This is a genomic window from Trichothermofontia sp., from assembly GCF_053493415.1.
Genome location: NZ_JBRCAD010000182.1, coordinates 35,046 through 47,460, shown reverse-complemented (window position 1 = coordinate 47,460; position 12,415 = coordinate 35,046). Strand labels below are relative to the sequence as shown.

The 12,415-nt window shown below is 52.7% G+C and carries 13 protein-coding genes; 10 read left to right on the top strand and 3 right to left on the bottom strand.

Annotation, left to right across the window (positions count from 1 at the left end; translation table 11 throughout):
* Positions 1 to 551 precede the first annotated feature (551 nt).
* Positions 552 to 800: a DUF6887 family protein gene (locus tag ACWIUF_RS16155; RefSeq protein ID WP_448573549.1), complete on the top strand. Its 249-nt coding sequence runs from the start codon at positions 552 to 554 to the stop codon at positions 798 to 800.
* Between the two features lie 37 nt (positions 801 to 837).
* Here the strand turns inward: ACWIUF_RS16155 and ACWIUF_RS16150 are convergent, their stop codons facing one another.
* Positions 838 to 1,086, bottom strand: a complete 249-nt coding sequence (locus ACWIUF_RS16150) for a hypothetical protein (RefSeq protein WP_448573548.1) — start codon at positions 1,084 to 1,086, stop codon at positions 838 to 840.
* 89 nt (positions 1,087 to 1,175) lie between these two features.
* Here ACWIUF_RS16150 and ACWIUF_RS16145 point away from each other — a divergent pair, with 89 nt between their 5' ends.
* Both ACWIUF_RS16145 and ACWIUF_RS16140 read left to right on the top strand, forming a co-directional pair.
* The gene (locus ACWIUF_RS16145; RefSeq protein WP_448573547.1) at positions 1,176 to 1,550 is read left to right on the top strand and encodes a Pepco domain-containing protein; all 375 of its coding nucleotides are present in this window, start codon (positions 1,176 to 1,178) and stop codon (positions 1,548 to 1,550) included.
* A 102-nt stretch (positions 1,551 to 1,652) separates the two neighbouring features.
* Entirely contained in the window at positions 1,653 to 1,862 is a 210-nt protein-coding gene (locus ACWIUF_RS16140; RefSeq protein ID WP_448573546.1) for a hypothetical protein, read from the top strand.
* 237 nt (positions 1,863 to 2,099) lie between these two features.
* Here the strand turns inward: ACWIUF_RS16140 and ACWIUF_RS16135 are convergent, their stop codons facing one another.
* Both ACWIUF_RS16135 and ACWIUF_RS16130 read right to left on the bottom strand, forming a co-directional pair.
* Complete coding sequence (locus ACWIUF_RS16135) at positions 2,100 to 2,726, bottom strand: class I SAM-dependent methyltransferase (RefSeq protein WP_448573545.1); 627 nt, start codon at positions 2,724 to 2,726, stop codon at positions 2,100 to 2,102.
* Between the two features lie 5 nt (positions 2,727 to 2,731).
* Positions 2,732 to 3,217 (bottom strand): DinB family protein, encoded by a 486-nt coding sequence (locus tag ACWIUF_RS16130; RefSeq protein WP_448573544.1) that lies wholly within the window; start codon positions 3,215 to 3,217, stop codon positions 2,732 to 2,734.
* A gap of 234 nt (positions 3,218 to 3,451) precedes the next feature.
* Here ACWIUF_RS16130 and ACWIUF_RS16125 point away from each other — a divergent pair, with 234 nt between their 5' ends.
* From ACWIUF_RS16125 to ACWIUF_RS16095, 7 genes are all read left to right on the top strand, one after another.
* A complete protein-coding gene (locus ACWIUF_RS16125) occupies positions 3,452 to 5,635 on the top strand; it encodes a PAS domain S-box protein (protein ID WP_448573543.1) in 2,184 nt (727 codons plus the stop codon).
* Between the two features lie 21 nt (positions 5,636 to 5,656).
* Positions 5,657 to 7,294, top strand: a complete 1,638-nt coding sequence (locus ACWIUF_RS16120; protein ID WP_448573550.1) for a PAS domain-containing sensor histidine kinase — start codon at positions 5,657 to 5,659, stop codon at positions 7,292 to 7,294.
* 50 nt (positions 7,295 to 7,344) lie between these two features.
* Complete coding sequence (locus tag ACWIUF_RS16115; RefSeq protein ID WP_448573542.1) at positions 7,345 to 9,123, top strand: NACHT domain-containing protein; 1,779 nt, start codon at positions 7,345 to 7,347, stop codon at positions 9,121 to 9,123.
* A gap of 126 nt (positions 9,124 to 9,249) precedes the next feature.
* Positions 9,250 to 9,783: an SRPBCC family protein gene (locus tag ACWIUF_RS16110; protein WP_448573541.1), complete on the top strand. Its 534-nt coding sequence runs from the start codon at positions 9,250 to 9,252 to the stop codon at positions 9,781 to 9,783.
* Between the two features lie 122 nt (positions 9,784 to 9,905).
* Entirely contained in the window at positions 9,906 to 10,652 is a 747-nt protein-coding gene (locus ACWIUF_RS16105) for a dienelactone hydrolase family protein (RefSeq protein WP_448573540.1), read from the top strand.
* A 105-nt stretch (positions 10,653 to 10,757) separates the two neighbouring features.
* Positions 10,758 to 11,423 carry a phosphoribosylglycinamide formyltransferase gene (gene purN, locus ACWIUF_RS16100; RefSeq protein WP_448573539.1) on the top strand — a complete coding sequence of 222 codons (666 nt, stop codon included), beginning with the start codon at positions 10,758 to 10,760 and terminating at the stop codon, positions 11,421 to 11,423.
* A gap of 114 nt (positions 11,424 to 11,537) precedes the next feature.
* Complete coding sequence (locus ACWIUF_RS16095) at positions 11,538 to 12,410, top strand: tetratricopeptide repeat protein (RefSeq protein WP_448573538.1); 873 nt, start codon at positions 11,538 to 11,540, stop codon at positions 12,408 to 12,410.
* Positions 12,411 to 12,415: the final 5 nt, after the last annotated feature.

Sequence of the window (12,415 nt, the reverse complement as noted above, 5' to 3'; positions counted from 1 at the left end):
GAACCCGCCCCATCAACATTTGCCAGTTACAGATAATCTGTGTGCCCCGACAGCCTAGGGGGCAGGTTTATCTAGTTAATGCGTGAGGCCGCATAGATCTCGGCGAACCTGCCCCTACAAGACAACACCCAAATCAATGTTTACCCGCAAGAGGCAGATTCCTGGATTAACGTAGGGGCGGGTTGCACCAAAATCTTTGCCAGTTACCGACAATCTGTATGAACCCGCCCAATCAATATTTGCCAGTTACAGATAATCTGTATGCCCCGACAGCCTAGGGGGCAGGTTTATTGATTCACGTAGGGGCGGGTTGCGCCAAAATCCTCGCCAGTTACCGATAATGTTTATGAACCCGCCCAATCAATGTTTACCAGCCACAGACAATCTGTATGCCCCGACAGCCTAGGGGGCAGGTTTATCTAGTTAATGCGTGAGGCCGCATCAATCTTGGTGAACCTGCCCCTACAAGACAACACAAATAGGTTAGAACCAGCCAGACAGGACCCAGTTTCCAAACTGCAAACGACTACAAACTACTGGAGAATTTGCTGATGAGCCAGATTAATTATGATGCAATGTCTACGCCTGAGTTAAAACAGTACTTCCTTAAACATTGTGGCGATCAGGCTGCCTTTCAGGCTTACTTAGACAGAATTAATCAACGTCCGCTCAAAATTATTGCCAGTCCCGATGATCCTGATTTTGATGAGAAAGTTCAAGCTGCCATTCGCCAAAAGTTAGAAGCCGCTAAAAATCGCATCATTCAACCGTCTAACAATCCAAATTCAGCAGGCGATTGAACGCCACCCGTGCTCAGTTTGAGGTTATCTACCCTAATTAATCCTCATGCACCACATCATCAACAAAGGCTTCCCGTTCCTCCTCCGTCATCGCATCCCAATCAAGACCTCGCTCCCTAGCAACCAGCCTCGCTTGCTCAGCCCCATAACGTGACAGCAATTCCCAGCCTGACTGACCCTGCCATGCCAAAACCTCCTTATTGGCCATTGCATTCACCTCAGCCAAAATACCTTCTGCCTCCAGGTAGTCATCAAACGAAGAACCAACATGGGGATTTGTCATCATGTTCTTGCCTCTAGATACCAACAGCGTATCCTTTCTGCTTTATTGATAAGGTAGCGTAGCCAAAAATCAAGTCAGCGAGGATCGGGCACATGGCAGACACCCACCAACTCTGGATCGTAGCGGAAACTGAAGCAGCGATCGAGAACACGACTGAAATTGAGGGGCGACGATCGGGAGAAGATACAGGTAGCCGCTTTGGCTCTGGAACCGTCGCAACGGCGAAAACCCTCGCCACGCGCAAACGGGTCGCCCTCGATGCCCAGGCCCTCAACGTCCAGATGGAAAACATGATCGCGATCGTCAACGACCTCTTTAGCCAAGCCGACACCACCACTGGCTTACGGCTCGATGAAGTCGAACTCTCCGTCGAAATCAACGCCGAAGGCCAGATCAGCCTCGTCGGCAACGGCGGCAAATTGGGTAATAGTGGCGGCATCACCCTCAAATTCACCCGCCCCCAGTAAGCGACTGAAATGCTCTGCCCAGTCATACGAACCTAAATACCCTGACTAAACTAATCCTTCGGCCCTTTGCTAACCCCGATCGCAGTTTTGCTAACCCGACCTATGATCGACATTTCACCACCGTGGTATATCCTCCAACAACCCGACGGACATTGCACCCTTCAGCCCGCCCAAATAGACAAGGATGGCTCCCCGATCGCTCCGGAGCCAGAGACTCCCTCCCTAAAGCGTTGGGGACCCTATAAAACCCAGGCCGAAGCCGTCGCTAAACGGGTGGGGCTGATCCGGGCAGGGCACTGCCAGCCGCGCTAGGGTTAGCGATCGCCCGCGCCAGCCTACCCTAGGTAGATACTGTTATATAAGGTCTATCATGCCTAAGCTGACGGGTTGTAGGTTGGCGTCGAGCCTGCGGAACCCAACACAATCATTGACTTTTTGGGATTACACTGCGTTTGAGCCAATCTAAAAAATTAACCTTGATAGACTCCTAGATCCTGTGACCTTGCGGATAGTTACCTCATGCTAATTGCTATCTGAAGACGAATTTTTCTAGGGTTTGATACCAATTAGCAGAGCCATCTCTAGCCATTTCCAATAGCAATCAACATCAGTAAAACCCATCTGCCGCAACCAGCTTAATTGGGTTTCCACATCGAGCAATTGATTGGAGGGATCTTCGTCCTCAACACGGTAGCCGATCGCGGCCATAAAGCGCTCGTGTAGTCTGGGGGTGGGGGAAGCAACGTGCTCCAAATTGCAAAAGATACCATTAGGAGTCAGGCGATCGTAAATTTCTTGGTAGAGCGATCGCTTGCGATCGTGACTGACGTGGTGAATGGCAAAACTGGAAACGATCGCGTCAAATTGGCCTAGGTCGGGCAAGGGATGATCCAAATTATGTTCAATAACGGTCACCTGCGGGTCCTGGGCAAAGGTCTCGCGGGCAGCCTGGAGCATGGTCGGGGAAAAATCGAGGGCGATGCAGGTGGCCTGGGGGCGATCGATTTTCAGGAGCGATAATAAGCGACCATTGCCTGTACCGAGATCGAGGATACGCTGCACAGTTTTGGGAACCTGTTCCAGCAGAGCCGCTTCTCCCTCGGTACGGTGGGGGATGGTATCGGCTCGACGCAGATAATCAAGAGCATGGGCGGCGGAAGTCCATTGGTTAGCCATCTGGATTAGGGAATTTCTGCAACTAAAGTGGGTAACCACGGTAGATCTGTGATCCCTGGATCATACCCTAATTGACTCAGCAGGGTACTTAATTGACCTCGGTGGTGGGTCTGGTGGTTGAAGAGGTGGACAACTAATAGCCAGGTGGGCAAAATTCGGGTTTTCCCATCCACATTACTGTGATAGCTAAAGGGTTGTTGTAGCCAGGTTACAGATAAGGTTTTAGTCCAGGCAATCAGGTCGCGATCGAGGACTTCACGGGCCTGCCGCAGGTGCGCAAACTCATCGAAGAGATAACAGCCCATCTCCGGGGCAGAAAAAGGGTTTCCCGTAAAGCGACCCAGCCAAACGCGATCGCCATACAAAAGGTGATTAAGTGTTTTGTGGATTGAACCAAAAAAAGCACCACGATCGGCCTTACGAAGGGTATCAGGCAGCGTGGCACATAGGGCATACAGTCGCTCATTCATCCACTGATTGTACTCTGCCATAACTGTGTAGTAGCTTAGTTCATGCATGGAGATCCTTGCCTTATTTTTGTGGGTTGAACATAAAAACGGGTAGCGAACATCCGTAACCTCGGCAGGTTGCCCTAGGGGGTATCTTCAGCCCCCCTGCCCCTATTCCACCTTACCTGATCCCTCAGCCAGCATGAGGCATTACTATGGATGCAGGTGTGCCACCTCCTAGGCTTATCCAGTTTTCTAGCAAAGGATGCTGTTGCTGTGTCTGAAGGAACCGATGCGCAAATTGCCGCCCTACAAGCTAGCAACGAAGCTCTAGTCCGTCAGTTGCAGGACTGCCAGCAACAGTTGCAACAGCTAGAAACCGAACAACAAACAACAGTTACCCATCTCCAGCAGGCATGGCAGCAATTGACCTTCCTGCTAGATCATTCTCCCCTCGCCACGATCGTTTGGGATGAGCAATTTCGGATTCAACGGTGGTCCGCCCAAGCCGAACAACTGTTTGGCTGGGCAGCCGCAGAGGTGGTGGGCAAGCAAATGTACGACTGGCCCTTCATCTTTGAGGCGGATATCGAGCAGGTGACGGATCACGCGCACGCCTTATTGAGAACCGGAGGATCGGGGATTTGCCAGAATCGTAACTACTGTAAGGATGGCCGTGTTATTCACTGCGAATGGTTTAATTCGGTGTTGCTGAATGAAGCCGGAGAGTTAGTGTTATTTCTCTCCTTTACCAAAGAAATTAGTGATCTCAAACGCCTCGAAGCCGAATTACGAAGACAGGCTCAGCGTGAAAAAAACCTTAATCATGTTATTCAAGCGATTCGCAATTCCTTAGATCTCGACAGTATTTTTCAGACAACAGTTACTGAAGTTGGCAAATTTTTGCAGATCGATTATGCTCTAATTCATCAATTGAACGAGGAACGCGAGATTTGGAAACCGATTGCCGAATATCGTCAGAGGCCGTCGCTACCTAGTTTTTTAGAGCTAGATATTCCCGATCCCAATAATCCCATCACTCTTCAACTCAAACAGAGAAAATCCGTTTGTATTACTGACACCAATACCTTAGAAGATGAGATTAATCGCCAGATTGCGGCGATGTTTCCGGGGGCCTGGTTCATTATGCCGATTCAGGTTAACGCCTATCCCTTGACCACGATTGCCCTTGTCAAACAGGGGGAAGAGCGGGTTTGGCCAGAGGCGGAGATTGAATTAATGACGACGATCGCGAATCAACTAGCCGTAGCGATGCAACAAGCGGTCCTTTTACAGCAGGTACAATCCGAACTCAGCGAACGTCAAAAAGCGGAACAGGCACTCCAAAAACTCAATCAGTCACTTGCGGCAGAGGTGCAAGTCCAGAGCTTGAGGCTGCAAGTAGCCCTGGCGGCGGTCAAGATGGGAATTTGGGAGTGGGATATTACCACAAATACAGATTATTGGTCACCTGAAACCTACGAAATTTTGGATTTACACACGGACGATCGCGGTTATATTTTTAATCAGCAAGGTGAGTTTTTAGATACCCATCTTCACCCTGATGTATTTTTTAATTGTGTCCATCCGGACGATCGTGAATACGTCAAACAAGTTGAAGCAGATGCTCTTGCTCAGGGAACGCCATTTGAGGTTGAATGTCGTTTACTTCTAGATGACGGAAAAATTCGTTGGGTGTTCGAGCGGGGCGCTTGTACCTTTAACAACCAGGGAGAGGTGATCAAACTGGTGGGCATCATCATGGATATTAGCGAGCGTAAACAGGCAGAACAAGCTCTACAAGAAAGTGAAATCCGCTATCGAGCGATCGTTGAGGCGCAGACAGAAATGATTACGCGATTTACCCTCGATCGTAAAATGCTCTTTGTGAATGAAGCCTATTACCGTTACTTTGGCTTAAATCCGGAGGAAGTCATTGGCCAAAGTTTTATCCCGGTTGTTTATGAAGACGATCAGGAAAGCGTTGCCCAAGCTATCCAGAGTTTGACGATTGAACATCCCACGGTAGTCATTGAGGGCCGAGTCTATCATGCTACCGGGGAAATTCGATGGATCCAATGGGTGAATCGCTTAATCTCGAATGATCAAGGGGAGATTATCGAAATTCAATCAGTTGGCCGGGATATTCACCAGTTGAAGCAAACCGAAATTGAACTAAGGACCGTGCGTGATCGCTTGCAATATTTACTAACACGCTGTCCTGCTGTCATTTTCACCTGCGAACCTTCTGGGAACTATGCTGCCACCTATATTAGTGAGAATGTTACGGCAATTTTGGGATATCACTTCAGTCAATTTCTAGAGAAACCCGATTTTTGGGCTGATCATATCCATCCTGACGATCGTGATGCAGTTCTTGCGAGAATTCCTGAAATTTTTGAGCATGAATTTCATCAACATGAGATTCGATTTCTCCATGCCGATGGCACCTATCACTAGCTCTACGAACGACTCAATCTAATTCGTGATGAGAATGGACAGCCCCTAGAATTTATTGGCTATTTAATTGACATTAGCGATCGTAAACAAATTGAATCACAATTACGCCGTACCGAAGAGCGGTTTCGGATTGCGCAGGAACTTTCGCTAGATGCCTTTACCTTGCTTGAATGTGTTCGTGATGAACAGGGGAAGATTATTGACTTTATTTGGACCTATGCTAACCCCAAAGCCTGTGAAATCTTAAAACATCCCCCAGAGGATCTGATCGGTAACCGCCTCCTGGTTATCTTACCCGGCAATCGTGAGAATAGTGAATTATTTCAGCGGTACGTGCGTGTTGTTGAGACCGGCGAACCCCATGATATTGAATTAGCCTATGAATCGGAAGGGATTACCGGTTGGTTCCGGAATATGGCCGTAAAGCTAGAGGATGGCATTGCCATTTTCTTTAGTGATATTACCGAGCGTAAGCAAACGGAAGCTGCCCTGCGCAAGAGCGAAGCCCGCCTCAAGGAAGCGCAACGGGTCGCCCACGTAGGGGATTGGGAATTTGATGTTCTCACAGGGGAAATCACCTGGTCCGATGAGGTTTTTCGGATTTTTGGTTGGTCACCGACGGGACCAGCCCCCACCTATGAACAGATGTCCCAAAGTTTTTCGCCAGAAGAACGGGAACGTCACGATCGTGTTGTCACGCAGATCTTGACTACGGGTGAACCCTATGACGAAGATTTTCCAATTAACCGCCCGGACGGTTCGATCGCCTGGATGTCAGTGAAAGGCCATGCGGTGAAAGATGAACAAGGTCGAGTAATTCGACTATTTGGTACCACAATGGATATTAGCGATCGCAAAGCCAATGAGACTAGACTCCAGCAGGCTATCCAAGAATTGGAACAGCTTAATCGCCTCAAGGATGAGTTTTTAAGTACAGTCTCCCACGAACTACGCACACCCATTACTAATATGAAACTCTCGCTGCGGATGTTGGAGATCAGCGTAGCCCAACCTGAATCACCCCAGCGGCACCAGAAGATTCATCAATATTTAGCCGTGCTGGGCCAAGAATGCGATCGCGAAATTAGTCTCATCAATGATCTCCTGGATCTTCAGCGTCTAGAAGCAGGTAAACATCAAGGAGAATTCCAAAAGTTACATATTTATAACTGGTTATCAGAGTTTATTCAGCCCTTCCACGAACGAGCTAACGCCCGCCAACAAACCTTAGTCTTAGAATGTACACCAGACACTACGAGCCTAGACAACGCCCCCCTGATCACCTGCCAAGTAGATAGTCTAGGACGAATCGTCAGTGAACTAATTAATAATGCTTGTAAATATACTCCGCCAGAACAGCCGATTGTCATCTCCTGTCAAGTGACCAACGATCGCTGGCACCTCAGCGTGACAAACTTTGGCGTTGAGATTCCCAATAGCGAGTTATCGAAAATTTTCGAGCGCTTCTACCGCATTCCTAGCCATGATCCCTGGAAGCAGGGCGGCACTGGTTTGGGGTTGGCATTGGTCAAAAAACTGGTGGAATATCTGGGCGGTACCATTCAGGTCGCATCGAGCGGGAATCAGACCAGCTTCCACCTGAACCTACCCCGATCGCCGACAGAGTCGTCCTGGTCTTCCCCAGAAGCAAACAATTAAGCTAGGCTTGAGCCGTTTCCCCGCATCTCCTCTGACCAGAGCAGCCTACCGTGACTCCCGGCCCTCCTTCCTCCCCCCACCCGCTGCGTCAGCAACTCCTGACGAGACTGAGAGCAGAACTGGACGATCGTCTCAGCTATACCTTGCATCACGGCGTTTGGCGGGAAGCGATCCGGGGCCCCCTGCCCGAACTCCCCGCACGGCTATGGGATATCGAGGTCAAACTGCGCCAAGCCCCCCGGTTTCCCCTCACCCAGGAAATGGGGGTCTTGGGGGTGCTGGCCCAAGCGGATGGCAAACTGATGGTTCTCGGCGGGGCGGGGACGGGTAAAACCAGTACCCTCATCGACCTTGCCCACCAATTGTGGACGATCGCCCAAACAACGGTGACGGCCCCCCTCCCCCTCTACCTGTCACTCTTGGGCTGGCAGGCACCTGGGGAAATTGCGCCGTGGTTAGTCGAACAATTGTACCAACGCTACCAACTCCCTCGCCCCATCGGTCACGCCTGGTTACAGCAGCGACAGATTATTCCCTTGCTGGACGATCTCGATCGCCTCAACCTGACACAACAGGAAGCGTGTCTGCAAACCCTTAACCAATTCCTCGCCACCTATCCCCGGTTAATTCTAGCGACCTCACTAGAGTCCTACACCCGCTGCCAAACACGCTTAACGGTCAATGGGGGGATGCTCCTGCGCTCCCTCACCAATGCGCAAATTAGCCATTACCTGAACCAGACCGAGAGCCTAGAGTTGCACCGTAACCTAGAGGCTGATCCCGCCCTCCTCGGCTTAGCCAAAAATGCCCTGCTACTCAATATGATGATCCTGGCAACGGATGAACTCCTCATGCGGGCATGGCGGGGGCTGACCAGCTTCGACGATCGCCGCCACTACTTAATCAGTGCCTACGTCCGTAGCCGTCTGCGGCGCGATCCCCGTGACCCCTGGTATCCCCGTAATCAGGAACCCCTCTCGGAACAAACCAAACACTGGCTCCACTGGCTGGCCCACTACCTACACACCCAGGCGATCGCCGACTTGCGGATTGAAGCCCTGCAACCCAGCATCCTGGCCAAAACCAATAGTCGTTGGGCCTATGCGATCGGCGTTGGCCTTGCGGAAGGGATTATCCTCGGCGGCAGCTTTGGCCTTCTGTCGCGCCAAGTGCCCCTCCTCACCCTCGGCGTCGCGATCGGGCTGGCCAGCACCCCCCTCCATCTCTGGCAGCAAGCTGACCTTCAGATCCAACCCCAAGCCCCCATTTTCAACCTCTTGAGCCGCTACTGGGCCAGTCACACCAGCGTCATTATCGGAGCGATCATCCTGGTGAGTGCGATCGTGGGCTGGCTGCTGCAAACCCTGGCGCAAGGCACCCCGAACGGCGTCATCACGGGTCTCACCCTGCTCCTATGCCTGGGGTTAATTTGCCTGACGCCCCTGGGCCTCCAAACCCTAAGCCAGCACTGGCGATCGCCCCCGATGTCTCCCCTGCCCACGGCGGTGCAGGCAACGCAAAATGCCAGCCTCTTAACCTGCCTAGGGATTGGGATCTCCAGTGGAATCTGGTTCCAGATGGGCCTCCCCCTGGCCCAGTACGCCGTCCTGAGCACCTGCCTAGGACTCCTCTTGGGAATTGCCGCCGGGGGAGAAGCCTGTATTCAGCATGGCGTGCTGCGTTTCCTGCTCTGGGGCCAAGGCCATATCCCCTGGAACTATCGCCGCTTCCTCAACTACGCCAGCGATCGCCTCTTGCTCCAACACCACCAGCAACGGTATCAATTTGTACACAATTTGTTACAGACCTATTTCTTTCAGCTTCGGTAACCCGCTAGAATAGGAGGTTTGTTGGCTACGGCTTAGTTGAGCGCTAGCTAGGACATTGGGGATGTGCCCTTCTCAATCAGAGTGTCGCGGCTCAGCAATGTGTAGCCAGTTCTAAGTACCACGGCCATGTTTTACCTGCCTAACTACCTATCGCGTGTTCTGGAGCGCAAAAGTCGTCGTATCCGCTACTCGCTTGTCAAGAAATATCGAGTGATCAGCTCCGCTTCCGTAGACGATCTCTGGCAAACGATCGCCAACCTAGCAGATGTCTCCTGGCACCCCCTGCTTTGGCGGACCAGCCTGCCCCAGGGACTAATGGCTAAACCGGGCCTCTTCTACCGCGCTGTTACCCGCCTCTTTCCGGTTCCCGTGCGCATTTTTGTCGAGCGGGTCCGGCCAGGGGAGTTGCTAAGCCTGCGGGTCCTAGGGGCTTGGGGCATTGAAGAACAGGCCACCTATCAGGTAGAACCCAGTGAAGAGGGCAACTATGTGTCCTACCGGGTCACCCTACGGGGTTGGCTCTCCCCCGTTATCTGGTCCCTGATTCGCCCCCAGGCTGCCCGGGTTGCGGCCCGATTAGCCCAAGCTGCTGAGCAAGCCACTATCCACGCCGTCGGCCATCCCCCCCATCCCCCCGAACGTAATTGCTTCGACTTCTAGTTGCAGTCGATCCCAAATTGAACGTGGGATAGCCAAGACAACGATCTGGGTGGCCGACAGGATACCTACCCCACAACGGCTTTTGGCGCTACTGAAGTTTGCATTTTGAATTGATATCCACCATGCCTGATCTGCTGCTCCATACCGAGTTTGTTACGGTTCCCAATGGGGACTTAGCAATCCAGTCCTATCTGGCCTATCCCCAGGGAACTGGCCCCTTTCCCGCTGTCATCGTCTTACCGGAGGTGTTTGGGGTGAATGCCCATATTCGTCAAGTCACGGAGCGGATTGCGCGAGCGGGCTATGCCGCGATCGCCCCGGCCCTCTTCCAACGCACAGCCCCAGGATTTGAGGTGGGCTACAGCGAAGCAGACTTGGTAGAGGGGCGACGCCACAAAAACCAGACGCGGGCCTCGGAACTGTTGAGTGACATTCAAGCGACGATCGCCTATCTGCAAGCACAGCCCTGGGTGAAGCCGGGGGGCATGGGCTGCATTGGCTTTTGTTTTGGCGGGCACGTGGCCTACCTGGCGGCAACGTTACCGGCGATACGGGCCACGGCCTCCTGCTACGGGGCGGGGATTGTGACGATGACCCCTGGGGATGAAGGCCCCCCCACGATCACGCGGACGCCGGATATCCACGGCACGATTTATTGTTTCTTTGGCATGGACGATCCCCTGATTCCAGCGGCAGAGGTGGACGCGATCGCTGCTGCCCTCGAAACGCACCAGGTAGACCATCAGATCTTCCGGTTTGCTGGGGCGGGGCATGGCTTCTGCTGCGATCAACGGCCCGACTATCGCCCGGAGGTGGCGGCTCAAACCTGGGCAGCCATTTTTGCCCTCTTTGCCGAAAAAGTGAATTAGGGGAGCAGCTTAAATCTTTGGGGTAGGTGTCTTGCCAACGCAGTTGAGCGTGCTAGGCTGAGCAGCAAATTTCCTGTTATGGACTGCTGGTATTGACGGATCGTTATGGACGTGTCCCTCTCCCTTGATACAACTCCTAGCTTTGTTTCCCCTGCCCTCGTCCCCCTCAGCCATGCAACCTCTGCCCGCACTACTCCCGCCCGCTTGGGGGTGATGGCCTCCGGCAGCGGGACTAATTTTGAGGCGATCATGGTGGCGATCGCGGCAGCGGAACTCCATGCCGAAGTGCCCGTGCTGGTTTACAACAATCCCCAAGCTACGGTCACGGAGCGGGCCAAACAGTGGCGTGTGCCGGCGGTTTTATTAAATCATCGTGAATTTCCTAACCGCGAAAGTCTGGATCAGGCGATCGTTGCCACCTTTCAGGCACAGGGGGTGGAGTGGGTGATTATGGCCGGGTGGATGCGGATTATCACCCACGTATTGCTGGAGGCATTCCCCGATCGCGTCCTCAATATCCATCCCAGCCTATTGCCCAGCTTCCCAGGGGTACGGGCGGTGGAGCAAGCCCTGGCCGCCGGGGTGAAGGTGACGGGGTGTACAGTCCATCGGGCCTGTTTAGCGGTGGACAGTGGTCCCATCGTGATTCAGGCCGCCGTCCCCGTTTTGCCCGACGATACCCCCGATCGCCTCCATGCCCGGATTCAGATCCAGGAACACCGCATCCTGCCCCAAGCGATCGCCCTTGTCAGCGGCCAGATTCGCCCTTAAAGTGCAGGTCAAAGCAGCAATTTCTACCACACTGACGGCGGATCGTCTAAGCTATCAACAGAATTGCGCATTTTCCCCTGACTTCCCCTTCTTTTACCCGATAACCCTTGAGCCGTGTCTAAGCGAACCTCTTTCCTATCATTGTTATTAGCCTGGGGCTTCTGGGGCGTGGCCCAACCCGCCCTAGCGCAGGCCCTTGTTCCCGTCACACCTACCCTGGATACGGCCCAACTTGAACAGCATGGGCTTGGCTTAGCGCGAGAATCGGCCCAATTAGCCCAATTCCAGCAAATTGAACTCGCCTTGCCCCGTGCCCAGTTGGCCGCCCAACTCCTCCCCCAAAACCCCCAAGTCTTAGCCCTACTAGGGAGTTTGTATATTCAAGCCCAACAGTTAGAGCAAGGGATTGCCGCTCTCTATCAAGCCCAAAAGCTAGAACCGACGGAAACCTCTGTCCTCTTTGCCTTGGGGTCAGCCTACTTCCAAAAAGGTGATTACCACAATTCGGTGAAATACCTGCGCCAGGGCCTCAATCTGCGCCCAGATTTGGCGGGGGCCTGGTTTGATCTGGGCAATGCCTATTACAAACTCAACCGGTTTGCGGACGCGGTTAAGCAATACGAAACAGCGGTTCAGCACGATGAGAAATTCTGGCCAGCGATTAATAATATTGGCCTGGTTCTCTATGAGCAAAATAACGTTGAGGACGCGATCGCCAAGTGGCAGGAAGCCATTGCCTTAGATAGTAAGGCTGCTGAACCGCGCTTGGCTCTAGCCGTGGCCTTCTATGCCAAGGGCGAGCGGGAAAAAGGCATTGCCCTGGGGGAAGCTGCCCTCAAAATGGATGGCCGTTATGGGGACCCGGATTTCCTGATTGAGAATCTCTGGGGCGATCGACTGATGGAGGATACCCGTCAGTTCCTGGCCAGTCCCCGCATTCAGGCCACGATCGCCCAAAGTGAACTGATTGAGATGCACGGTCCCTAAGGCTT

Bases quoted from the DNA above. Each gene is read 5' to 3' on its own strand.
- ACWIUF_RS16105 (WP_448573540.1), top strand. From the start codon at position 9,906: ATGCCTGATCTGCTGCTCCATACCGAGTTTGTTACGGTTCCCAATGGG.
- purN (WP_448573539.1), top strand. From the start codon at position 10,758: ATGGACGTGTCCCTCTCCCTTGATACAACTCCTAGCTTTGTTTCCCCT.
- ACWIUF_RS16140 (WP_448573546.1), top strand. From the start codon at position 1,653: ATGATCGACATTTCACCACCGTGGTATATCCTCCAACAACCCGACGGA.
- ACWIUF_RS16110 (WP_448573541.1), top strand. From the start codon at position 9,250: ATGTTTTACCTGCCTAACTACCTATCGCGTGTTCTGGAGCGCAAAAGT.
- ACWIUF_RS16145 (WP_448573547.1), top strand. From the start codon at position 1,176: ATGGCAGACACCCACCAACTCTGGATCGTAGCGGAAACTGAAGCAGCG.
- ACWIUF_RS16130 (WP_448573544.1), bottom strand. From the start codon at position 3,217: ATGGCAGAGTACAATCAGTGGATGAATGAGCGACTGTATGCCCTATGT.
- ACWIUF_RS16150 (WP_448573548.1), bottom strand. From the start codon at position 1,086: ATGATGACAAATCCCCATGTTGGTTCTTCGTTTGATGACTACCTGGAG.
- ACWIUF_RS16155 (WP_448573549.1), top strand. From the start codon at position 552: ATGAGCCAGATTAATTATGATGCAATGTCTACGCCTGAGTTAAAACAG.
- ACWIUF_RS16135 (WP_448573545.1), bottom strand. From the start codon at position 2,726: ATGGCTAACCAATGGACTTCCGCCGCCCATGCTCTTGATTATCTGCGT.